Here is a 24,168-nt window from a genome sequence, read left to right as displayed (position 1 = left end):
CCGGCTGGGCAGCCGGAAAAGTTACTGAACAGCAAGAACTTCCAGCAACGGACGAGCGACCGCCTCGGTCACGGACCGGGCGGTCCAGTCGTCCCCGGCCCGGCCAACGCACGACCTGGCTTCCCCGTGTCGGCGCGCCTGCCCGCCCGTGACACGGCAGGATCGGGGCCCAGCAGGTCGCAGTGTCAAGGATCGAGAAAGGACGTGTCGTGGATCGTCGCTGGGTCGCCACCGCTTTTGGAGGGCCTGAGGTACTGGAACTGCAGACGTTCGCGGTCCCGGAGCCCGGTCCCGGTGAGGTCCGGATCGCGGTGCGGGCGGCGGGGATGAACCCGGCCGACGCCAAGGGATTCGCGGCCGGGCCGGGCAAGGACCCCTCGGTGCTGCCGAAGGTGATCGGGCTCGAAGTCGCCGGCGTGGTGGACGCGGTGGGGGCAGGCGCCGGTTTCGAGGTCGGCGACGAGGTCATCGCCGGCCAGGTGCGCGGTGGGTACGCCACCCGGATCACCGTGCCGGCCGCGGACGTGTTCCCCAAGCCGGCCGGGCTGGACTTCGCACAGGCGGCCAACCTGCTGCTGGCGGGTGCGACGGCGGCGGACATGCTGCACACCAGCGCGGTCGTCTCAGGAGACACCGTCGTCGTCCACGGCGCGTCCGGCGCGGTCGGGGTGAGCCTTCTGCAGCAGGCGCGTCTGCTGGGCGCCCGGGTCGTGGGGACGGCGTCCGAGCGGAACTTCGAGCGGGTGAAGGCCTTCGGCGCCACCCCCGTGCGCTACGGGGAGGGTCTGGCCGAGCGACTGCGGCAGATCGCGCCCCAGGGGTACGACGCGGCGCTGGACACGGTGGGAACCGACGAGGCTGCGGACGTGTCGCTGAACCTGGTCTCCGACCGCAGCCGCATCGTCACCATCGCCGGCTGGGCCCGCGCCGAGCGCGACGGGTTCCTGGCAGTCGGCGGCACCACCCCGCAGAGCCGGGAATTCCGCGAGCGCTCCCGCCGGGCCCTGGTCAAACTGGCCGACGCCGGCGACCTCACCGTCCCGCTCGCCCGCACCTTCCCCCTGGACGAGGCTCCCGCCGCGCTCGAGCTCCTGCTCGGTGGCCATCCCGGAGGCAAGCTCGCCCTGATCCCGTGAGCGCAGGGTCAGCCACGTGAACAGGGCCAGGCCGACGACCAGGTAGGCGTTGACCGTGGGAAGGAGCGGGATCGGGCCGAGCGTGCGCGGCAGGTACCACATCGGTGACAGCACGAAGACGGCACCGGCCCAGGAAGCTGCCCGAAAGCGTCCCTCATTGACCAGGACCACCAGCGCCGGCAACGCCCACACCCAGTGGTGGGCCCAGGAGATCGGGGAGACCAGCAGGCTGGTCAGGCCCGCCGTGGCGAACGCACTGGCCCAGTCGCCGCGGCGGGCATCACGGGTGGCCACCGCCAGACCGAGCGCCAGGAAGACCACCGGCACCAGCAGGAACCACTCGCCCACGTTCTCCCGGCCACCGACCAGGCGCACCAGCGCACCGTACGGGGACTGGTTACTGATGTAGGGGATGCCCACCCGGGAGGAGTCGAAGAAGATCTCCCGCCAGTACAGCCACGACGCCTCCGGGTCGGCCGCGAAGCCCAGCAGCGTGCAGACCGCGAAGCTCACCCCCGCGGTAAGCGCCGCCCGTACCCGCCCGGCCAGCAGCAGGAGCACGACGAACACCCCGGGCGTCAGCTTGATCGCCACCGCCACCCCCAGCCCGATACCCACGCCCCGGCCTCTACCCTCGGCCACCCGGCGTACGTCGAACAGCACCAGCGCCAGCAGGAACACGTTGATCTGGCCCAGGAAGAACGTGTGCCAGACCGGCTCCAGCAGCAGCCCACCGGCCACGCACCAGCCGAAGATCCTTCGCGAGAAAGGGATCCTGGCCAGCAGCAGCATCTCGCGCACCGCCCAGGCGAAGGCCGCGAACACCGCCAGATTCCACAACAGCCGGGCCGGGATCAGCGGCAGCCAGTTCAGCGGTACGAACGACAGCGCGGCAAACGGCGTGTAGGTGAAGAACAGCCCGGCCTGACGTTCCAGGTACAGGTCGGTGCCGGAGCCGATGGCCGCCCCGCCCAGCCGGTAGATGAAGAAGTCCAGCGGGTTCCACAGCAGGGTGAACACCGCCACCACGAGCACCTGCACCCCGAGGACCCGGCCCGGGCCGATGTGTTCCAGGCGCTCGCGAAACCCTTGCCAAGCCATGATTTTCGCCATGACTTCAGGCTGGCGCGCCAGGCCCTGGCTTCACATCGGCTTGCGGGCTGCATCCCTGGGAGGGGGTCTTGGGCCTACCGCCCGGGGGTGACCAGCTGGAACTCGTAGGCCAGGATCACCAGGTGCACCCGGTCGCGGGCGTTCAGCTTGGTCAGCAGCCGGGCCACGTGCGACTTGGCGGTGGCCGGGCTGATCACCAGCCGGGCCGCGATCTCCGCGTTCGACAGGCCGTTGCCGATCAGGGTGAGCACCTCCTGCTCGCGCTCGGTGATGGCCGCCAGCTGCTGGGGCGGGTGCGCGGGTGCGTTCCGGCCGATCGCCGCATGCATCAGCCGGCGGGTCAGGCTCGGCGCGATCAGGGCGTCACCGGCGGCCACCACCCGGATCCCGGCCAGCATGTCGTCCAGCGAGATGTCCTTGACCAGGAACCCGCTGGCCCCCGCCCGCAGCGCCCCGTACAGGTACTCGTCGTCGTCGAACGTGGTCAGGACGAGAACCTTGACGTCGGGATACTTCTCGACGATCTGCCGGGTCGCGCCGATCCCGTCCAGCCGAGGCATCCGCAGGTCCATCACCACCACGTCCGGCCGCAGCCGCCCGGCCAGCTCGACCGCCTCCAGACCGTCACCGGCCTCCCCCACGAACCTCAGGTCCTCGGTCTCGGCCAGCAGCACCCGCAGCCCGGCCCGGATCAGCGGCTGGTCGTCGGCCAGCACCACGCTCACACTCACGATGCACCATCCTCACGCACGTTCACGCGTCCGTTGCCGGAATCGGGAACCGCGCACCCACCCGGAACCCACCCTGCTCCCGCGGCCCCGCGCTGAACTGCCCGTCCAGCAACGTGATCCGCTCCCGCATCCCGACCAGCCCGTACCCGCTGCTCAGCGCCGCGCCACTACCACGGCCCTGGTCCAGGACCTCGATCTCCAGCTCGGCCGGGTGAAAGACCAGGCGGACCCGGCAGCTGGGCGTGCCCGCGTGCCGGACCACGTTGGTGACCGACTCCTGAACGATCCGGAACGCCGAAAGCTCCAGGTCAGCGGGCAGTTCCCGGACCTCGCCGAGACGCTCCAGCTCAAGCGTCACCCCGGCCTCGCGGGTGGTGGAGATCAGCCGGTCCAGATCCGCCAGGTTCGGCATCGGCGCCGCCGGTGCACCTTCGGGATCGGAACGGCGCAAGGCACCCAGCGTGCGCCGCAGCTCCGCCAGGGTCTGGCGGCTGGTGCTCTCGATCGCGCTGAGCGCGTGACGCGCCTGCGCGGGCTGGGAGTCGATCACCCGAGCGCCCATGCCGGCCTGGAACGCGATCGCCCCCAGACTGTGCGCGATCAGGTCGTGCATCTCCCGGGCGATCCGCAGCCTCTCGGCCTCGATCGCCTGCTCGGTCGCGCGCGTCCGGGCCGCGAGCGCCCGGCGCCGGGCCTGGCCGCCGGAGTTGGCCACCACCCACACGCACAGCAGCGCCATGACGAGGACAGGCGCGTTCTGGTCCACCCGGACGCCGGGCATCAGCGTGGCGAACAGCATCAGCAGCAGCACCCCGGACCCAGCCGTGGCCGGTACCGAGACCCGCCAGGGACGAGACCAGCTCAGGATCCCGGCCGCCGTGTAGATCGCCAGGCAGCACAGCACCAGCACACCCTCGTCCCTGGCCAGGAAGGCCAGGAAGGGCGCGAACAGCATGGTCACCCACCAGCACAGCACCGGGTGGTGCACCAGCATCACCGGCGCCGCCGCGAACACCACCGCCGCGACGATCATCACCGACGCACCCAGATACCCCAGGACCAGCCAGAGCACGACCAGCGCGGCCCCTACCTGCAGCGCCCACCAGGGACGACGTCCGGGGCCGCGCAGTCGTCGCAGCCCCGCACGGGCCGGGCGCGCAGTCGAGGTACTCACCCGGCCACGGTAGTCACGCCCGGACGAGCACACATCAGCCCGCGGGCGTACGCCTGCCGGCTACCTCGTTCGGTGAAAAAGTTCGCCGAACGTCTCAACCGGGCGCCTGCCTGCACGTGTTCTGTTGAGTGTGGCGGGCGTTCGGGCCGGCCACCGACCACACCCATTGACGCCCCTGCGCCGAGCACCTTGACTGGTGCCCGCACGGCCGGGGTTTCGTGTCCGCTTCGAGCCCGAAGGGTGGCGCCCGATGACCAGCACGCAGGAGTCCCCGCACGACATCACCGCGCCACCGCACCCCCTGCTGCCCACGCCGGCACCGGTGCAGCTGATCGACCCGGCCGGCGCCGCGGTCGGCCCGGCACCGGATCGCGAAACCCTGCTCCGGCTGTACCGGGCCATGGTGATCGGGCGCCGCTTCGACACCCAGATCACCGCGCTGACCAGGCAGGGCCGGCTGGCCGTCTACCCCTCGTCCCGGGGCCAGGAGGCCTGCCAGATCGGCGCGGCCCTGGCTCTGCGGGCGCAGGACTGGCTGTTCCCGACTTACCGCGATTCGGTGGCCGTGCTCACCCGGGGCGTGGATCCGCTGCAGGTGCTGGTCAGCTTCCGCGGGGACTGGCACTGCGGTTACGACCCGTACGAGCATCGAGTGGCGCCGCAGTGCACCCCGCTGGCCACGAACACCCTGCACGCGGTCGGCCTGGCTCACGCCGCGCGGCTACGGCGGGAGGACACGGTCGCGCTGGTGCTGCTGGGCGACGGGGCCACGAGCGAGGGCGACACCCACGAGGCGCTGAACTTCGCCGCGGTCTGGAAGGCCCCGGTCGTGTTCCTGGTACAGAACAACGGGTACGCGATCAGTGTGCCCCTGGCCAAACAGAGCGCCGCGCCCTCGCTCGCGCACAAGGGCATCGGCTACGGAATCCCCTCCCACCTGATCGACGGCAACGACGTGGCCGCCGTGCACACCACCGTCAGCGAGGCTGTTCAGCACGCGGCCGCCGGCCACGGCCCGGTGCTGATCGAGGCCCTCACCTACCGGGTCGAGGCGCACACCAACGCCGACGACGCCACCCGCTACCGGCAGGACGAGGAGGTCGCGTTCTGGCTGGAACGCGATCCGCTGCGCCGCCTCGAGCTCTTCCTGAACCGCGACGGGCAGGAACCACCCACCGAGTTCGCCGCTGAGGCCGAGGCCCTGGCCGCCGCCGTGCGAGCCGGCACCAACGCCGACACCGCACCCGATCCGGCGGGCCTGTTCGGGCACGTCTACGCCGAACCGACCGCTGCGCTGCACCAACAGCAGGCAGACCTGCTCGACGAGATCGCCCGTGACGAGGAGGCCAGGGCATGAGCATCACCTCCCTACCGGCCACCGCCACGCCGGTCTCGCTGGCGGCCGCCCTGAACCAGGCGCTCGCCGACTCGCTCGCCGAGGACGAGCGGGTGGTGGTGCTCGGCGAAGACGTGGGAACGCTGGGCGGCGTCTTCCGGATCACTGACGGCCTGGCCGCGCGGTTCGGCGAGGAACGGGTCTGGGACACCCCGCTGGCCGAGTCCGGCATCGTCGGCACCGCCATCGGGATGGCCATGAACGGCCTGCGCCCGGTGGTCGAGATGCAGTTCGACGCCTTCGCCTACCCCGCGTTCGAGCAGATCACCAGCCATCTGGCGAAAATGCGCAACCGGACCGGCGGACGCGTGGAGCTACCGGTCGTGGTCAGAATCCCCTACGGCGGGGGCATCGGTGGAGTCGAACACCACTGCGATTCCTCAGAGGTCTACTACACCCACACCGCCGGCCTGCGCGTCGTCACCTGCTCCACCCCCTCCGACGGCTACCGGCTGCTGCGCCAGGCCATCGCCTCACCCGACCCGGTGATCTTCCTGGAACCCAAACGCCGCTACTGGTCCAAGGAAACAGCCACGCTGAGCCTGGAGGGGCCCGCTCTGCACCAGGCCCAGGTCGTGCGCCCGGGCCGCGACGTCACGGTGATCACCTACGGCGGCACGGTGGCCACGGCCCTGGAGGCCGCCGCACTCGGCACCGAGGAAGGCTACGACCTCGAAGTCATCGACCTACGCAGCCTGAACCCGTTCGACGACGAGACGGTCACCGCGAGCGTGCGCCGCACCGGCCGGGCCGTGGTCGTGCACGAGGCCGCCGGGTTCTGCGGCTACGGCGCCGAGGTGGCCGCCCGCCTCAGCGAGCAGTGCTTTCACCACCTGGCCGCACCCGTCCTGCGAGTCACCGGCTTCGACATCCCATACCCGCCGCCCAAGCTCGAGGCCCACCATCTGCCCAGCGCCGAGCGGATTCTGGACGCGGTGAGCCGTCTGCAGTGGGAGGACGAGGATGTCTGACTTCCTGCTGCCCGACCTCGGCGAGGGCCTGGCCGAGGCCGAGATCGTGACCTGGCTGGTCCAGGTCGGCGACGAGGTGAGCATCGACCAGCCCGTGGTCGAGGTCGAGACCGCGAAAGCCTCGGTCGAGGTGCCGATCCCGTTCGCCGGCACCGTGACGGCACTGCACGCCGAGGCCGGGGCGATGGTTCCGGTCGGGGCACCGCTGATCAGCGTGGCCGAGAAGGACGAGCCGTCCAACGCCCTCGGTGGGCTCCGCGAGCCCGGCATCGAGATCGCTCCGGCTCCGGTCAGCGGGACCACAGTGGCTGCTGACCTTGCCGACACCAGTTCAGAGGCCAGCGGAAACGTCCTCATCGGCTACGGCACACCCACCGCCCGCACCTCACGACGCCGACGCCCCCACCGACCCGGGCGACCTACCCCGCCCAGCCCAGCCACCACCGCACCAAGGCCAGCGCCAGGGTCAGTGCCAGCACCCCCGCCGGCCCCTGCGGCCACTTCCCTGACCTCGGCGGCGGCCTCACCTGCGCTGTCCACCTCGCCCGCCGCTATGTCCTCCCCAGCCGCTGCACCCTCCCCAGCCGCTGCGCCCTCGCCGGCGGCTGAGGAACTGAGCCGCCGACCAGCAGCACAGCCCACCTTCACCGGTGCCGCGCCCACCACCTCGGCCGCGCAGGCCAGCCACCAGAGCGCCCCCGACAGCCCAGTCGTCCGGGTCATCTCACCGCTGGCCCGCCGCATCGCCCGCGACGCACATCTCGACCTGCGCACGGTCACCGGCACCGGCCCCGGCGGACTGATCATGCGCGCCGACATCCGCCGCGCCATCGACGAGCGCGACCCCGCCAACCTGACCGCAACGACCGACCCAGCTTCTGAGACCGGCCCAGCCACCCCGTCCTCCATCGACGCACCGGCCGCCCCCACCACGACCGACCTGACCAGCACAACCGACCCAGCCGCCGCGCCCCTCCTCGCGTCTGAGGCAGGCCCGGCCACCCCGTCCTCCATCGGTGCTCTGGACGCCCCTGCCGCTGGAGGACGACCCGGTAACTCAGCCGCCGTGACCGCTCAGACCCCCGGCTCCCCGTCGGAGGGGTTCGAGCGCATCCCACTGACCGGCATCCGCCGGTTCGCCGCCGAGAAGTTCACCCGCTCCCGCCGGGAAATCCCTGAGGCCACCGTCTGGGTCGACGCCGACGCCACCGACTTTCTGGCCGCCCGCGCCGCGCTCAACGCCGGTCAGCAAACGCCACCGGTGAGCCTGGTCGCCCTGCTGGCCCGCTTCGTCATCGCCGGGCTTCGCCGTTTCCCCGAACTCAACGCCACCGTCGAGGACGGCGAGATCCACCGTCACCACGCCATTCACCTGGGCTTCGCCGCGCAGACCGCCCGCGGCCTGCTGGTCCCGGTCATCCACCACGCCGACCGGCTCAGCACCCGGGAACTCGCCACGGCCCTGCGCGAGAAGACCAGCGGCGCACTGTCCCCGGCCGACCTGACCGGGGGCACGTTCACCGTCAACAACTACGGCGTGTTCGGCACGGACGGCGCGGCCGCCATCATCAACCACCCCGAGGCCGCCATCCTCGGTATCGGCCGGATCATCGCGCGGCCCTGGGTCGTCGACGGGCAGCTCGCCGTACGCCAGGTCACGCAGCTGGCCCTGACTTTCGACCACCGGGTGTGCGACGGCGCGGCTGCAGGCGGACTGCTGCGGTTCGTCGCCGACTGTGTGGAGCAGCCGGTCCTGGCTCTCGGTGATCTCTGAGCCAGCAGTCGCGCAGGCCGGGGTATCTGGGCTACGACGGGCGCAAGGCGGGTTGACAGCCGAGCTGCCCGGGCCGAGATCACCGGCAGGCGGGCATCACGGGCCGACCGGATCGTCACCGATCGTGGTCGCCTTCCTGATCCTGGCCCTGTACCGGTTTCCATCGCAAGGTGGCGAACCCGGAATCGTCCAGATCTTCGGGCGGAACCTCTCGTTGAGCCGGACCTGGCGAAGGCCGCAGGTTCAGATCGGCATCTATCCGAGCCAGGACGGCGCCCAGAGCTGTCCGGTCCGCGTCGTCAACCGGATCAACGGCGAGACCCTGAACCGGTTCGCCCCCGATCAGCGAGCCAGTGGCGGCCCGGCTTCGGCGACAGCCCCGGATCGGCCGGCTTCGTACCCAGTGCTTCGCTGAGACCGGAGACCCTTCGTCGACCAGCGGTGGTTCGGGGCGCGGCTTGAGTGCTGCAACCCCGAACCACCTTCTCGGTCAGCCTGTCTCAGCCGGGCCGTCCGGGCGCCTCATGAGTACCAGGGTCGAGCACCGTCACGGGAGCAACGACTGCACGTTCCCGGTGAGCGGACCTCGGGTGATCTCGGTGGTGCTGGTCCCCTCGTACTCGGTGATGGTCAGCTTGGCCGAGGTCACCCGGGACTCCTCGACCGGGTTGACACTGGCGCAGATCGGGCTGTGCAGCTTCCAGACGGCTTGTTCGTCACCTCCGCTGCGGGCGCTGATCGACTGCCCCTGGTGCATGATCTCGCCCAGCGTGATGTCGAACTCGCTGAACTCCACGCCCTTGGTCAGCATCTTGCTGCCGACCGTCACGATGAGCGCCTTCTTCAGGCCGTAGTCGTTGTCGTCGATGGTGGTGAGATTGGCGCCGAGCGCCCCCAGGGTGGACCAGTCGGACAGTTTCGCACCGCACTCGGCGGCGTCGGCCGCGGTGGCCGCCGGTGCCCCGGTCAGAGTCAGGGCCGCGGCCGCACCCAGAGCTGCCGCAAGGCCGGTGACACGTCGGTTCATGGAAAGTTCCCCCCAAGAGTCGATTACCCAACGTCCCCGAACGCTACCAAGAGTCACCGACGGGTGCAGCTCGGCCGCTTGCGGCACCTTCTGGCCTCAGACGCCGGACAGCCCCCCGGTCGGCCACTGGCCAGTAGCGAAAGAAGTTCACTCGTGGGGACTTTGATTCTCCCGGGAGGGATGAGCCCAAAAGGCCGGGCAATTCCCTCGGCATCACATCAGCTCTGGAGAACTCGCCAGTCGCCACGTACCGTTATGTCCGGTCGCCCGTTCGCCGAGAGCCGCGAGCCCGCCCAGCAGCTCCAGCCGACCTTCATCCCCGAAAAACAAGACCATCTCGCACGGCGTCTTTCTGGTTCCTACAGGCAACCTTTCGCGATGCGACGATCCGAGGAGCTTCCGGATGCCCCAGCAGCCAGCCCAGTCGCCGGCCCGGACCAACCGCGTTTCCGGACGGAATCTTCTGCAGCACAGTGTCTATCCCGCGCTGTGGGCGATGATCGCGGGCGCCGGGTTCGCAGCTCTGGGGCTGGGCTGGGACCTGCCCACGGTCAGCGCCGGATTCCTGGTCGCCGTCCTGCTGTACCTGACGCTCCTCGAAAGAGCCCTGCCGTTCGACACCGCCTGGCAACCGCAGCCGCGCGAATGGATCTTCTACGGAATATTTTTCGGGTTCACGATGGCCGGGGGCGCCCTCGCCCAGTTCCTCACCGCACTCGCGGTGCAGTCCCTGGCCACGGTCTCGCCGTCCTGGCCGATGCCGGTCCAGGTGCCGCTGGCCCTGCTGATCAGCTCGCTGGCCGGATACCTCGTGCACCGTCTCGGTCACCGCAGTCCGCTGCTGTGGCGCTTTCACGGGGTGCACCACACCCCGGGCAAGGTCAACGTCGCCAACAACGGGGTGAACCATGTTCTCGACGTCGCGTTCGCCCAGTTCGTCATCCAGATCGGTCTGGTGGTCGGCGGTTTCTCGGCTCCCGCGGTCTTCCTGGCCGGGCTGTTCACCACCGCCCACGGCTACTTCGCCCACGCCAACGTGGACGTGCGGCTGGGCCGGCTCAACTACCTGGTCGTCGGCCCGGAGCAGCATCGCCTGCACCACAGCACCGATCTGACCGAGGCCGGGCACTACGGTTCCGAAATCCCCCTGTGGGATCACCTGTTCGGTACCTACACCTGGCTGCCGGGAAGAGTGCCGGTCGCGGTCGGCCTCAGCGATCCCGGGGCCTTCCCCGGCGAGTTCGCCCCCGTGGCCAGTCTGCTGCACCCGTTCCGCCGCCGGCGCCCAAGCCCCGCCTCACCTCTCGTCCTGGAGGATCTGCGATGACCGCTGCCTCGAGCCCGGCCGACCGCTTCGCCGTCATCGGCATCGGCTGCCGCTTCCCCGGTGGCGCCAACGACCACCGCTCCTACTGGCGAAACCTTCTGGCGGGCAAGGACTGCCTGACCCCCACGCCCCGCAGCCGCTACGACACGGACACGCTCGCCAGCCGCGAGGCCACCCGGCCGGGCCGGCTGGTGGGTGGCCGCGGCGGCTACATCGACGGCTTCGACGAGTTCGACCCCGGCTTCTTCGGGATCAGCCCGCGCGAGGCCGACCACATGGACCCGCAGCAGCGCAAGCTGCTCGAGGTCAGCTGGGAGGCGCTGGAGGACGGCGGCCAGCGGCCGGGAGATCTCGCCGGAACCGACGTCGGGGTGTTCGTCGGAGCCTTCACCCTCGACTACAAGATCCTGCAGTTCTCCGACCTCGGGTTCGAGACCATCGCCGCGCACACCGCCACCGGCACGATGATGACGATGGTCTCCAACCGCATCTCGTACTGCCTGGACCTGCGCGGCCCGAGCCTGTCCCTGGACACCGCCTGCAGTTCCTCCCTGGTCGCGGTGCACCTGGCCTGCGAGAGCCTGCGCCGCGGCGAGAGCCGCCTGGCGCTGGCCGGCGGCGCTCTGCTGCATCTCGCCCCGCAGTACACGATCGCCGAGACCAAGGGCGGTTTCCTCTCCCCCGCGGGCCGTTCACGTACCTTCGACGCCGCGGCCGACGGCTACGTCCGGGCCGAAGGGGTCGCCATGATCGCGCTCAAGCGACTGGCGGACGCGCAGCGCGACGGCGACCCGATCCATGCCCTGGTGATCGGCAGCGGCGTCAACCAGGACGGCCGTACCAACGGCATCACGGTCCCCAACCCCGACGCCCAGGTCCGCCTGATCAGCCGGGTCTGCGCCCAGGCCGGCATCACCCCGGGCGAACTGCAGTACGTCGAGGCGCACGGCACCTCCACCCCGGTGGGCGACCCGATCGAGGCGGCTGCCCTGGGCCGGGCCCTGGAGATCGGCCGGGCCCCGGGCGAGCACTGCTACGTCGGATCGGTCAAGACCAACATCGGGCACACCGAGGCCGCGGCCGGGATCGCCGGGCTGATCAAGACCGTTCTGGCCCTGAAGCACGGGGTGATCCCGCCCCACATCAACCTGAGCGAGGTCAACCCGGCCATCGACCTGGCCGCGATGCCCTACCGGATCCCGACCACCGCCGTCCCCTGGCCGCTGCACCAAGGCCCGGCCCGGGCCGGGGTCAACTCCTTCGGTTTCGGCGGGACGAACGCTCACGTCCTGCTGGAACAGGCCGGGCCCGGACCGGTTCCGCAAACCCGGCCCCGACCGGACTGGACGTTACTGCCCTTGTCGGGCGAACGTCCTCAAGCCCTTTCCGTTCTGGCCGCAGGCATCCGGCAGGAACTGGCCCACGGCGCCCGCCCCGAGGACGTCGCCCACACCCTGGCCCACCGCCGGCAACAGCACGCTCATCGGCGGGTGGTGGTCTATCGCGACCGGAGCACGCTCGAGGCCGCCCTGGCCGCCTGCACGCAGGACCAGGAACATCCGGATGCCCCTGCCGGCACGGTCATACCCTGCCCCGGCCCGGTCTGGGTCTTCACCGGGATGGGACCGCAGTGGTGGGGCATGGGGCAGCAGCTGTTCGCGGCCGAGCCGGTCTACCGCGCGGTGGTCGAGGAGATCGACGCGCTGATCCGCGCCCAGGCCGGCTGGTGCCTGATCGACGAGATGCGCGCCGACGAAACCGCCTCCCGGATGAGTCAGACCTGGCTGGCCCAGCCCGCCAACCTCGCGGTGCAGGCCGGGCTGGCGGCGTTGTGGAACGCCCGCGGAGTGGAAGCGGCCGCGGTGCTCGGGCACAGCACCGGTGAGATCGCCGCGTTCCTGCACGCCGGGGTCTACTCCCTGGCCGACGCCGTCCGGGTGGCGCTGCACCGCTCCCGCCTGCAGCAGAAGCTGGTGGGCACGGGCACGATGCTGGCCGTCGGGCTGGACGAGGAGTCAGGCCTGCGGGTGGCGGCCGAGCACGGCGACCGGGTGTCGGTCGCCGCGGTCAACAGCCCGGCCGCACTGACGCTGGCCGGCGCCCCGCAGGAGCTGTCCGCGATCCGCGACCGGCTCGGCGCCGAAGGGGTCTTCGCGAAGTTCCTCGACGTCCAGGTGCCTTACCACAGCATCGCCATGGAGGAGATCAAGGACGAGTTGCTCACCGGCCTGAGCGATCTCACGGCCCGTACGGCGCAGCTTCCGCTGTATCTGACGGCCCGGCCGGGCCGGGCCACCGGGCCGGAGCTGGACGCGTCGTACTGGTGGGACAACGTGCGGGGCCGGGTCCGTTTCCGCTCGGCGATCGACGCCGTGGCCGAGACCGGCCAGCGGGTCTTCCTGGAGATCGGCCCACATCCGGTGCTGGCGCACTCGATCCGGGAGTGCCTGCCGGACGCCGTCACGATCCCCTCGATCCGTCGGCTCGAGGACGAGCAGGCCTGTCTCACCCGGTCGCTGGCCCGCCTGCACACCCTCGGGGTGCCGCTGGACTGGGACGCGCTGCAGCCGGACGGAGTACCGGTGTCCCTGCCGCCCTACCCGTTCCGCCGCGACCGGCACTGGATCGAGCCGGAACCGGTGGCCCGGGTTCGCACCGGCCGGCAGGACCACCCGCTGCTGGGGATCCGCACCGAGTCCAGCGAACCGCTCTGGTCGGCCCGGCCCGATCTGGAAACGCTGCCGTACCTGAGCGACCACCGGATCCAGTCGGTGGCCGTGTTCCCGGCTGCCGCCTACGTGGAGATGGCGGTACAGGCCGGACGGGCACTCACCGGCGGGACCGGCTTCGTGACGGCGGATCTGGAACTGCGCCGGGCGCTGTACCTTTCCGACGATCCGGCGCGCCCGGCGCCCCGGCTGCAGCTGGCGTTCTCCCGCGAGGACTCCTCGTTCACGGTCAGTTCCGAGACCGGCGTGCATGCCCACGGCATCCTCCGGGCCCTGCAGTCCCGCCCGGTCACACCGCGCTGGAACGCCGACCGGCTGCGGGAACAGGCCACCTGTGTGCTCGATTCCGGCCCCTGCTACCAGCAGCTCACCCAGATCGGATATCACTACGGACCGGCGTTCCAGGGCATCGCCCAGGTCTGGATCGGCCCCGATCAGGCCCTGGCCCGGATCCGCCGGCCGGAGGTGCTGCCGGTCGGCACCGCTGACGACGTTCATCCGGTCCTGCTCGACTCCTGCTTCCAGGCGCTGCTCACCCCCTTGCTCCTCACGAACGCCCAGGACCCGGTGTACCTCCCCTCGCGGATCGCCGAGATCCGGATGGAATCGCCCGGTGACGAGCCCTTCTGGGCCCAGGCCACCATCACCGAACGTCACACCGAGTCGCTCACCGGCGACATCCAGCTCTACACGGACGACGGACGCCTGCTCGGCCAGATCCTCGGGCTGCAGGCCCAGCGTGTCGACGAGGCCTCGGGCACAGTCAGTTCCGCGACCGTCGACACCTGGCTGGCCGAGCTGCGCTGGCACGAGCTACCCCCGGCACCGACGATCCCGTCCGACGCCGGCGAGCGCTGGCTACTCCTGGCGGACGCCGGCGGTACTGGTGCGGACCTTGCCGAGCAGCTGATCGCGGCCGGGCAGCAGGTGCAGGTCCTGGTTCCCGGCACCCCGCTGCCACCGGATGTGAGCGGCTACGACCACGTCGTCCATCTGTGGGGTCTGGACGCTTCGGCGCCGGAGACGATGACCGCCTCCGATCTGAGGGATTCGACCGCGCTGGAGTGTTACTCGCTGATCACCCTGGCGCAGGCCCTGCTCGGCAGCGCCTCCGCTCGGCTGCACGTGATCACCCGAGGCGCCCAGGCCGTGATTCCCGGTGATCCGGCGAACCCGGCAGCGGCCCGGGTCTGGGGTGTCGGGAGGGTGCTGCGGCATCAGGAACTGCCGCAGCACCGGGGGCGGCTGATCGATCTTGATCCAGGGGTTGCCTCCGGCCCCGAGCAGATCACCGCGTTACTGCGCGAACTTCAAGACCCTGAACTTGAGGACGACGAAATCGCCTTGCGGGGAACAGCTCGCCTGACGAGCCGGTTGCGGCCGGCCGCGGCCGATCTGCCGCAGGCGCTGCCGCTGAGCCTGCGCGCCGACGGGAGCTATCTGGTCACCGGCGCCTTCGGTGCCCTCGGCCAGGTCCTGTGCCGGTTTCTGGTGGCTCGCGGGGCACGGCGGCTGATCCTGCTCGCCCGGACCCGGTTGCCCGAGCGCGAGCAGTGGCCGTCCCTGGCGAGCGAGAACCCGTCCGTCCGGTTCGTCCGGGAGCTGGAGGCCGCTGGAGCGCAGGTGGCTCTGGCGCCGGTCAGCATCACCGACGAGGAAGGTCTGCGCACCTGGCTGGCGGGGTACCGGGCTCGCACCGGGATGCCGATCCGGGGTGTCTTCCACCTGGCTGCGCAGGTCCACGACGTCCTGCTGCCGCAGATGGATCGCGGCACCTTCGAGGCCGTGCACGACCCGAAAGCGGTAGGGGCCTGGCTGTTGCACCAGTTGCTGGTGAACGAGCCGCTGGAGCACTTCGTCCTGTTCTCCTCGATGGCTTCGCTGCTGACCACGGCCGGGCAGACGAACTATGCCGCCGGTAACGCCTTTCTGGATGCGCTGGCGCACCATCGCCGGGGCCTGGGGCTGCCCGCGACCAGCATCTGCTGGGGGCCGTGGGCCACCGGCATGATCAAGGATCTGGGCCTGGTCGACCACTACCGCGACGCGCGGGGAATGTCGGCGCTGACCCCGGCGGCGGGGATGGCCGTACTGGAGCGGCTGCTCGGCCAGGACCGGGCCCAGTTCGTGATCGTCACCGTGGTCGACTGGCCGGTCTTCCATGCCTGGTATCCCGTGCCGCCGCCGCTGGTGTCGGAGCTGGCGGCCACGGCCGGTCCGGCCGTCGAGGTGGGTACGGCCTTCCTGGACCGGTTCCGGGACTGCCCTGCGCAGCAGCGTCCGGCCCTGGTCACCGAGGCGTTCACCGCTGCTGTCGCCTCGGTCCTGCACGTTCCGGCCGAGCGCCTGTCCCTGCAGGACGGGCTGACCACCAGTGGGCTGGACTCGCTGCTGGCCATGGAACTGCGGGCCCGGGTCGCGACCGAGTTCCAGGTCTCGCTGCCGGTGATGGCGCTCCTGTCCGGCGCCGGTGTGGCGGATCTGGCCGGGCAGCTGTGCGACCTGCTCAGCAGCGATCCGTCCGGGGCAGTGGCCGCTCCAGACACCGACATCGAGGTGTTCACCGACCCCGACCGGTTCCCGCTCACCCAGAACCAGAAGGCGCTCTGGTTCCTCAAGCAGCTCAACCCCGACGGGTTCGCCTACAACATCGGCGGAGCAGTGCAGGTGCACGCCCCTCTGCGGCCCGAGCTGATGCTCGAGGCGGCCCGGCAGCTGGTGGCCCGGCATCCGCTGCTGCGGGCGGCCTTCGAGGTCCGGGACGGACGCCCGCAGCAGCGCATCCGCGATCCCCGGGAGGTCGCCCCGGACCTGGCGGTGTTCGACGTGCCGGACCTCGCCTGGGACGAGATCTACCCGATGATCATCCGGGAGTACCGGCGACCGTACGACCTGGAGCACGACCCGCTGGTCCGGTTCCGGTTGTTCCGGCGGGCCGACGACCGGTGGGTGCTCATGAAGGCGGTGCACCACATCGTCTCGGACGCGGTCTCGACCTTCACCTACATCCAGGAACTCCTCGACATCTACGAAGGCCTGCGCCGGGGTGAGCCGGTCACGCTGCCCCCGGTCGGTGCGCACTACCTGGACTTCCTCAACTGGCAGAACCGGTTCCTGGCCGGGCCGGGGGCCGCCCGGCAGCTGGCCTACTGGAAGCAGCACCTGCCCGAGCCGATCCCGGTGCTGGAGCTGCCCACCGACCGGCCCCGGCCACCGGTGCAGACCACCAACGGCGCCTCGGAGTTCTTCGTCCTCGACACCGCCACCAGCGCCCGGGTGCACGCCCTGGCCCGCGAGCACGACGTCACGGTGTTCGTCGTCCTGATGGCGGCCTACTACCTTCTGCTGCACCGGTACTCGGGGCAGGACGACATCGTCGTGGGCACCCCGGTGACCGGCCGCACCGAGAAGGAGTTCGCCTCGGTGTACGGGTACTTCGTGAACCCGTTGCCGCTGCACGTCAGCCTGGCCGGCGACCCGAGCGTGGCCGGCCTGATCGCCTCGGTGCGCTCCAGCGTGCTGGGCGGGCTGGATCACCAGGAGTATCCCTTCGTCCTGCTGGTCGACGAGCTCGGCCTGCCGCACGACCCGAGCCGCTCGGCGGTCTTCCAGGCCATGTTCATCCTGCTGGTGCACCAGGTCTCGGCCGTCGGGCACGGCCACCGGCTGGAGTACGTCGAGCTGCCCGAGGAGGAGGGCCAGTTCGACCTCACGCTCTCGGTCTACGAGGACGAGGCCGAGCAGCGGTTCCACTGCGTGCTCAAGTACAACTGCGACCTGTTCGACGCTGCCACGGTCGCCCGGCTGACCCGGCACTACGTCAGCCTGCTGGACGGGCTGACGTCGGTGCCGCAGGAGACCCCGGTGCACACCCTTGAGCTGATCAGCCGGTCCGAGCGGCAGGAGATCGTGGAGCACTGGAGCGGAAGCGGGCGCACGGTGCCCACCGGCCCACCGGTGCCCGAGCTGATTCTGCAGGCGGCCCACCGTTCGCCGGAAACCATCGCCGTGGTGCCGGCTTCGGGGACCGGGCCGCTGACCTACCGGGATCTGGCAGACCGTTCCGGTGCGGCTGCACACCGACTGCGGGCACTGGGGATCGGGCCGGGCTCGGTGGTGGCGCTGGCCCTGGACAAGACACCCGACCTGTTCGTCGTCCTGCTGGCGGTGTGGCGGGCCGGGGCCGCCTATCTTCCGCTGGACCCGCATGATCCACCGGCTCGCCTGAACCGGGTGATCCGTACCGCCGGCGCCGGGCTGATCGTGGTCGGTTCCGCCCCGAGTCCTCTTTCCGGGGCGCCGGTCCGCACGCTGGACGAGCTCGTCCGGCCCGGACCCGGGCTTGATGAACCAGTCGGCCTGGCCGAGCCGGACTCGGCCGCGTACGTCGTACAGACCTCCGGTTCTTCCGGCACTCCCAAGGCCGTTCAAGTCAGCCACCGCAACCTGGCGGCCGTCACCGCCGCCTGGCGCCAGGAGTACCGGCTGGACTCCGACGTACGCACCCATCTGCAGCTGGCCGGCTTCCCGTTCGACGTGTTCACCGGCGACCTCGCCCGGGCCCTGTCCACCGGCGGCACCCTGGTGCTCGCCGACCGGGATCTGCTGTTCGACCCGGCCCGGTTGCTCGACACCGTCGAGGCCCACGGCGTGCACGCGGCGGAGTTCGTGCCCGCGGTGGTGCGCGGGCTGATCGAGCACTGCGAGCGCACCGGGCGGCGGCTGGCGGGCCTGCGGCTGGTGGTGGTCGGTTCCGACGTCTGGACCGTCGGGGAGTACCGCAAGCTGCAGGAGCTGTGCGGCCCGGGCACCCGGCTGGTGAACTCCTACGGGCTCAGCGAGGCGACGATCGACAGCACCTACTTCGAGGGCTCGGTCGAGGGTCTGCCGGCGACCCAGACGGTGCCGATCGGCCGGCCCTTCCCGAACTCCGCCGTGTACGTGCTGGACCGCCACCGTCAGGTGGTGCCGCCCGGTGTGGTCGGTGAGCTCTGGGTCGGAGGCAGCGGCGTGGCCGGCGGCTACGTCGGTGATACCCGGCCCGCCGACGGCCGGTTCGTCCAGCACCCGGCCGGCCGGTTCTACCGCACCGGGGACAGCGCCCGCTGGAGCACTCGTGGCGAACTGGAGCTGACCGGGCGGACCGACAGCCAGGTCAAGATCCGCGGGCACCGGATCGAGCCCGGTGAGATCGAGACCCAGTTGACGGACTGGCCGCCGGTGTCCCGGGCGGCGGTGGGGCTTCGCCCGGGCCCGGGCGGCGAGCAGGTGCTGTGCGCCTACCTGGTCCTCGCCGAGGGCCGGACCCTGGAGCGCCGGGCCCTGCGTTCGCACCTGAGCGCTCACCTGCCCACCTTCATGATTCCGGCCCTGGTGCTGGAGCTGCCGCAGCTGCCACTGAGCGCCAACGGCAAGGTGGATCTCGGGGCGCTGGCCGCCCACCCCGGGGCGGGCCCCTGGAGCGGGCCGGCCCCGGGCGACGACCCACCGGCCACCCTCTACGAACAGGAGACGGCCCGGCACTGGGCCGCCCTGCTCGACTGCGGCGAGTGCGGGCGGGGCGAGGACTTCTTCGAGCTCGGGGGCAACTCGATCCGGCTGATCGAGCTGATCTACCTGCTGCAGAGCGACTTCGGCGTCCAGTTGCCGGTCAGCGAGCTGTTCCGGGTGAGCACGCTGGAGGGTATGGCCCAGGCGCTCGAACAGGCCGTCACCGGCCAAGCCGGGCTCGGCGAACCGTTCCTCACCTTCAACCGGGACGCACCCGAGCCGCTGTTCTGCTTCCCACCGGCCGGCGGGCACGGCCTGGTGTACCGCGGCTTCGCCGGCCATCTGCCCGGGCACCGGCTGATCGCCTTCAACTACCTGCCCGGCCCGGACAAGGTGCGCCGCTACGCCGAGCTGGTGCGAGGCCTGCAACCGCACGGTCCCTACCGGCTGCTCGGCTACTCGCTCGGCGGGAACCTGGCCTTCGAGGTCGGCAAGGAACTGGAGCGGGGCGGGCACCGGGTGTCCGGGCTGGTGATGCTCGACGCCTACCGCACGGCCGGGCAGTTCGAGCTCACCGGGGAGCACCTGGCCCGGTTCGAAGAGGAACTGGCCGGGCACGTCCGGCTGCACACCGGCACCGACGCGGTCACCGAGGACCTGCTCCGGCAGGCTCGTGACTACCTGGAGTTCTCCAGCGTGACCCCGAACACGGGCACGGTGGCGGCGCCGATCACGGTCATCCTCGACGAGACCAAGGCGGCCGTGCCCGCGGCGACCGGCAGCTGGCAGGGCTGCTCGGCCGGACCGGTCACCGTGCTGGCCGGTTCCGGTGACCACGCCCAGATGCTGGGCGCCGGGCACCTGCCGCACAACGCCGCTCTGGCCCGGCAGGCCCTCACCGGAGCCCGCGATGACGGCTGAGCCGCGGGTGATCGTGGTCGGCGCCGGGGTCGCGGGTCTGGCCACCGGGTGCTACGCCCAGATGAGCGGCCTGTCCACGAGCATCTTCGAGAAACACGTGCTGCCGGGCGGCTGCTGCACCGCCTGGTCGCGCAAGGGCTACATCTTCGACTACTGCATCGAGTGGCTGATCGGCACCGCCGAGGGCAACGACGCCCACCAGATCTGGCGGGAACTGGGAGCCCTGGACGGCAAGAGCATCCGCAACTTCGAGATGTTCAACCGGGTCGTCGACGAGCACGGCCGGGCGGTGACCTTCTACACCGATCCGGACCGCCTGGAGCAGCACCTGCTCGAGCTGTCCCCCGCTGACGCCGCCAGCATCCGCTCGTTCTGCAACGACCTGCGCCGCTTCGTCCGCCTCGACCTGTACCCGTTCCTGAAACCGGCTCCGCTGCAGTCGGTCCGCGAGAAGCTCGGCCTGCTACGAGCCGTGCTGCCGGCCCTGCGGCTGTTCTGGCGCAACGCGGCGACCCCGATGAACCGCTTCAGCGCGCAGTTGCACGACCCGCTCCTGCGCCGGGCCTTCCCCAACATCTTCTTCCAGGACCCGCAGGACTTCCCGCTGATGCCCTACCTGTTCAACCTGGCCGCCGCCCACAACCGCAACGCCGGTTTCCCCCAGGGTGGCTCCCTCGGCCTGGCCCGCTCGATCGAGGAGCGGTACACCGCGCTGGGCGGGCAGATCCACTACCGCTCGGCGGTGCAGCGGATCCTGGTGAGCCAGGGCCGGGCCACCGGTGTCGAACTGCGCGACGGCACCCGGCACCACGCCGAGCACGTGGTGTCGGCCTGCGACGGGCGCACCACGCTCGGCCGGCTGCTGGAGGGTCGGTTCAGCAGTCCCCGCACCGACCGGCTGTACCAGGACCTGCTGCACCGCCCGGGCACGCTCTACCCCGGCGTGGTGTCGGCCTTCGTCGGCGTCAAGGGCGACGTCTCGGCCGACAGCGCGCACAGCACCACCTACCTGCTGTCCGCCGGCGACGCGGCCCGCCTGCCCGGCGCTCTGCAGAAAAGTCTGGTGGTGCAGCTGCGCTCGCGCTATTCGGACGGCTTCGCGCCCCCGGGAAGGTCGGTGATCCACTGCACCTACTTCAGCGACTACTCCTTCTGGAAGTCGCTGCGCACCACCGACCGCGCGGCCTACCGGGCCCGTAAACGGGAGGTGGCGGCCTTCGTCCGCGAGTTCCTGGACCGCCGCCACCCCGGCCTGGGCGAGCGGATCGACCTGGTCGACGTGGCCTCCCCGGTGACCACCGAGCGTTACACCGGCAACTTCCACGGCAGCATCCTGGCCTGGAAGGGCTTCGACGAGGCCGAGGACGTCACCGGCCGGATGGTCAACCGTGACCGGATGAGGCTGCCCGGCCTGAGCGGGTTCTCGATGGCCGGGCAGTGGGTGGCCGGTGGCGGGCTGATCCGGGCGGCCTCCTCGGGCCGGTTCGCCGCCCAGTACCTGTGCGCCGAGCTCGGGGTCCCGTTCCGGGCCTGGGAGAGCACGGGCACCCGGCCCTGGACCCCGGACCGGCTCGGCCGGCTGCCCCAGCTGGAGCGCTGGTACGAGCGGGAGAGGAACCAGTCATGAGGCAGAGCATGATCATCATCGGGGCCGGCCTGGGCGGCCTGTCCACCGGCTGCTACGCCCAGATGAACGGCTACCGCACCCAGATCCTGGAGATGCACGAGGTCCCCGGGGGCTGCTGCACCGCCTGGGACCGGGGCCGGTTCACCTTCGACAGCTGCATCAGCTGGCTGCTGGGCAGCGGGCCGGGCAGCGAGATGTACCAGATCTGGCTGGAACTGGGTGCCCTGCAGGGAAAACAGATGCGGCACTTCGACGTGTTCAACGTGGTGCGGGGGCGCGACGGCCGGGCGGTCTACTTCTACTCCGACCCCGACCGGCTGCAGGCCCACCTGTGCGCGCTGTCGCCGGCCGACGCCCGGCTGATCGGCCAGTTCTGCGCCGGGCTGCGCACCTTCCGGCGGGCCCTGGCGGTGTACCCGTTCCTGAAACCGGTCGGCCTGATGGGGCGACGCGAGCGCGCCCGGATGCTGCTGTCGTTCCTGCCCTACTTCAACGTGATCCGCAGATCGATCACCGTGCTGATGTCCGACTACTCGGCCCGGTTCCAGGACCCGCTGCTGCGTGAGGCGTTCAACTTCATCCTCTACGAACGGCATCCGGCGTTCCCGGTGCTGCCGAACTACTTCCAGCTGGCCGCGCACGCCGACCAGGCGGCCGGGGTGCCCGAGGGCGGCTCGCTGGGCCTGGCCACCTCGATCGAGCAGCGCTACCGCCGGCTCGGCGGGCAGGTCACCTACAACGCCAAGGTGGAACAGATCCTGGTCGAGAACGACCGGGCGGTGGGGGTACGGCTCACCGACGGGCGCCAGATGCGCTCCGACATCGTGGTCTCGGCGTGCGACGGCCACACCACGATGACCCGGTTCCTGGGTGGCCGCTACCTCACCGAGGAGTACCGCAAGCTCTACACCAGAACGATTTCCGAAGCCGGCATGGTCTTCCCGGGCTACTTCATCGTCTTCCTCGGCCTGCGGGCCGGTGCGCCCCAGGGCGATCCGTGCACCACGCACCTGCTCGAGCCCGGCACCGCCGGGAAGCTGATCGGCCTGCGGCATCCCAGCATCAACGTCCAGTTCCGCAGCGCCCACTACCCGGAACTCTCGCCCGAGGGAACCAGCGTGGTCTACGCCACCTACTTCTGCGACATCGAACCCTGGCGGGAACTGAGCGAGGGCCCGGAGCAGGCCACCCGGGTGCGCCGGGGGCAGCCGCTGCACACGCTGCCGGTCCAGCGCGGCCGCGCCTACCAGCGGGCCAAACGTCAGGTCCGCGACGCCGTCGTGGACTTCCTCGAACAGCGCTACCCGGGGCTGCGCGAGTCTGTGGTGGTCCGGGACGTCTCCACGCCCCTCAGCCAGGTGCGCTACACCGGCAACTACGACGGCACGGTGCTCGGCTGGCAACCCTTCGTCGAGGGCGGCGAGACGCTGGAGGAACTGGTCAAGAAACACGGCCCGGGTCTGCCCGGGCTGGCGAACTTCTACCAGTCCGGGGTCTGGGCCACCACCGGCGGCCTGATCCGCGCCGCCGCCGCGGGCCGTCACGTGATGCAGTTCGTCTGCCACGACGACGGCCGCGAGTTCTCCGCCAGCATCGACCAGACCCTGCCGATGCCCACCCACACTCTGATCCCGGTCGGACCACAACCGCAGGAGGCACCGTGAACGTGCACGAGTGGATCGTCAAGGACCACGTCGAGGGCAGGCCCGACGTCGAGCGGATGTACCAGAAGGTCACCCAGGAGGTCGACGTCCGGCTCGCCGACGAGGAAATGCTGCTGGAGACCCTCTACGTCTCAGTCGACCCGTACCTGCAGGGCATCGCCCTGGACACCCCGCCGGGCCAGGTCATGGGGGCCGACTCGATCATGCGGGTGCTCGAGGCCGGCCCGCGCGCCGCGCACCGGCCGGGTGACGTGGTGCAGGGTTTCGGCGGCTGGCGCACCCACGTGATCAGCACCGGGGCCGCCGCGCCCTGGCAGACCGGGACCTTCCCCATGGTCTTCCCGGCCTACCGGCGCCTGGATCCGGCCGACTACGACGACGTGCTGCCGCTCTCGAGCGCGCTCGGCGTCCTGGGCGGCAGCGGTATGACGGCGTGGGGCGTGGTGAACCGGATCCTCACGCTCGGGCCCGGCCACACCATGCTGATCTCCGGCGCCTCCGGCTGTGTCGGCACGCTGGCCGGGCAGCTGGCCTCCCGGGCCGGGGCCCGGGTGATCGGCACCACCAGCAGCCCGGCGAAACTGAGCTACCTGAAAGGCCTCGGTTTCGACGAAGTCCTGCTCCACCACCAGGACGACGACCCTGCCGAGGTCGCCCGGACCCTGGCCGAGGCCGCGCCCCAGGGCATCGACCGTTACCTGGACCATCTGGGTGGCAGCATCACCGACGCCGCGTTCTCGATGCTCAACGTCGGCAGCGAGGTCGCGGTGTGCTGGCAGTGGGCCAGCCAGGTGGGCCAGGAGCACACCGGCCCCCGGCTGCTGCCGTACATCATGTTCCCGCGGGCCACCGTCCGCGGTGTCTTCTCGATGGAGTGGTTCACCGACGAGAACTGGCACGCCCTGCGTCAGGAGGTGGGCGGCCTGGTCCGTCAGGGACTGATTTCCTACGACCAGAGCCTGCACCACGGCTTCGACAACATCCCCGCTGCCTACCAGAGCCTGTTCCAGGATCGAGCCGGCAACCGCGGAAAGGTCCTGGTTCAGCTCTGAGGACCGGCAGAGCCGAACCCGGCCGAAGCCGCCGGC

General features: G+C 70.8%; 12 protein-coding genes and 1 pseudogene. 9 read left to right on the top strand and 4 right to left on the bottom strand.

Annotated features, from left to right (window positions below; all coding sequences use genetic code 11):
• Positions 1 to 182 precede the first annotated feature (182 nt).
• The gene (locus tag LR394_RS43810) at positions 183 to 1,136 is read left to right on the top strand and encodes a quinone oxidoreductase family protein (RefSeq protein WP_407937181.1); all 954 of its coding nucleotides are present in this window, start codon (positions 183 to 185) and stop codon (positions 1,134 to 1,136) included.
• Positions 1,137 to 1,361: 225 nt separating this feature from the next.
• Here LR394_RS43810 and LR394_RS43805 read toward each other — a convergent pair.
• The 3 genes and pseudogenes from LR394_RS43805 to LR394_RS43375 form a co-directional block, all read right to left on the bottom strand.
• Positions 1,362 to 2,237, bottom strand: a pseudogene (locus LR394_RS43805) (glycosyltransferase family 87 protein); the annotation flags it as partial.
• 86 nt (positions 2,238 to 2,323) lie between these two features.
• Positions 2,324 to 2,980: a response regulator gene (locus LR394_RS33635; protein ID WP_231448668.1), complete on the bottom strand. Its 657-nt coding sequence runs from the start codon at positions 2,978 to 2,980 to the stop codon at positions 2,324 to 2,326.
• A gap of 22 nt (positions 2,981 to 3,002) precedes the next feature.
• Positions 3,003 to 4,154, bottom strand: a complete 1,152-nt coding sequence (locus LR394_RS43375; RefSeq protein WP_231448667.1) for a sensor histidine kinase — start codon at positions 4,152 to 4,154, stop codon at positions 3,003 to 3,005.
• Positions 4,155 to 4,404: 250 nt separating this feature from the next.
• Between LR394_RS43375 and LR394_RS33625 the strand changes: the two genes are divergently transcribed.
• The 3 genes from LR394_RS33625 to LR394_RS33615 are packed head-to-tail and all read left to right on the top strand — an operon-like array spanning position 4,405 to position 8,295.
• Positions 4,405 to 5,511, top strand: coding sequence for a thiamine pyrophosphate-dependent dehydrogenase E1 component subunit alpha (locus tag LR394_RS33625; protein WP_231448666.1), 1,107 nt, complete (start codon positions 4,405 to 4,407; stop codon positions 5,509 to 5,511).
• Positions 5,508 to 6,521 carry an alpha-ketoacid dehydrogenase subunit beta gene (locus LR394_RS33620; protein WP_231448665.1) on the top strand — a complete coding sequence of 338 codons (1,014 nt, stop codon included), beginning with the start codon at positions 5,508 to 5,510 and terminating at the stop codon, positions 6,519 to 6,521. The genes LR394_RS33625 and LR394_RS33620 overlap by 4 nt, the downstream gene beginning before the upstream one ends.
• On the top strand, positions 6,514 to 8,295 hold the full coding sequence (locus LR394_RS33615) for a dihydrolipoamide acetyltransferase family protein (protein ID WP_231448664.1): 1,782 nt from the start codon (positions 6,514 to 6,516) through the stop codon (positions 8,293 to 8,295). Before LR394_RS33620 ends, LR394_RS33615 begins: the two co-directional genes overlap by 8 nt.
• A gap of 547 nt (positions 8,296 to 8,842) precedes the next feature.
• Here LR394_RS33615 and LR394_RS33610 read toward each other — a convergent pair.
• Positions 8,843 to 9,322: a hypothetical protein gene (locus tag LR394_RS33610; protein WP_231448663.1), complete on the bottom strand. Its 480-nt coding sequence runs from the start codon at positions 9,320 to 9,322 to the stop codon at positions 8,843 to 8,845.
• A 403-nt stretch (positions 9,323 to 9,725) separates the two neighbouring features.
• Here LR394_RS33610 and LR394_RS33605 point away from each other — a divergent pair, with 403 nt between their 5' ends.
• The 5 genes from LR394_RS33605 to LR394_RS33585 are packed head-to-tail and all read left to right on the top strand — an operon-like array spanning position 9,726 to position 24,132.
• Complete coding sequence (locus LR394_RS33605) at positions 9,726 to 10,649, top strand: sterol desaturase family protein (RefSeq protein ID WP_231448662.1); 924 nt, start codon at positions 9,726 to 9,728, stop codon at positions 10,647 to 10,649.
• The gene (locus tag LR394_RS33600; RefSeq protein ID WP_231448661.1) at positions 10,646 to 19,789 is read left to right on the top strand and encodes a non-ribosomal peptide synthetase/type I polyketide synthase; all 9,144 of its coding nucleotides are present in this window, start codon (positions 10,646 to 10,648) and stop codon (positions 19,787 to 19,789) included. The genes LR394_RS33605 and LR394_RS33600 overlap by 4 nt, the downstream gene beginning before the upstream one ends.
• A complete protein-coding gene (locus LR394_RS33595; RefSeq protein WP_231448660.1) occupies positions 19,779 to 21,416 on the top strand; it encodes a phytoene desaturase family protein in 1,638 nt (545 codons plus the stop codon). The genes LR394_RS33600 and LR394_RS33595 overlap by 11 nt, the downstream gene beginning before the upstream one ends.
• On the top strand, positions 21,413 to 23,080 hold the full coding sequence (locus tag LR394_RS33590; protein WP_231448659.1) for a phytoene desaturase family protein: 1,668 nt from the start codon (positions 21,413 to 21,415) through the stop codon (positions 23,078 to 23,080). Before LR394_RS33595 ends, LR394_RS33590 begins: the two co-directional genes overlap by 4 nt.
• Positions 23,077 to 24,132: an MDR family NADP-dependent oxidoreductase gene (locus LR394_RS33585; RefSeq protein WP_231448658.1), complete on the top strand. Its 1,056-nt coding sequence runs from the start codon at positions 23,077 to 23,079 to the stop codon at positions 24,130 to 24,132. The genes LR394_RS33590 and LR394_RS33585 overlap by 4 nt, the downstream gene beginning before the upstream one ends.
• The last annotated feature ends 36 nt before the right edge of the window (positions 24,133 to 24,168 follow it).

This window comes from Kineosporia babensis, assembly GCF_021129305.1.
In the GTDB taxonomy this organism is placed as follows: Bacteria; Actinomycetota; Actinomycetes; order Actinomycetales; family Kineosporiaceae; genus Kineosporia; species Kineosporia babensis.
Note: the sequence above shows the minus strand (reverse complement) of the source record. Positions and strands in the feature narration are given on the sequence as shown.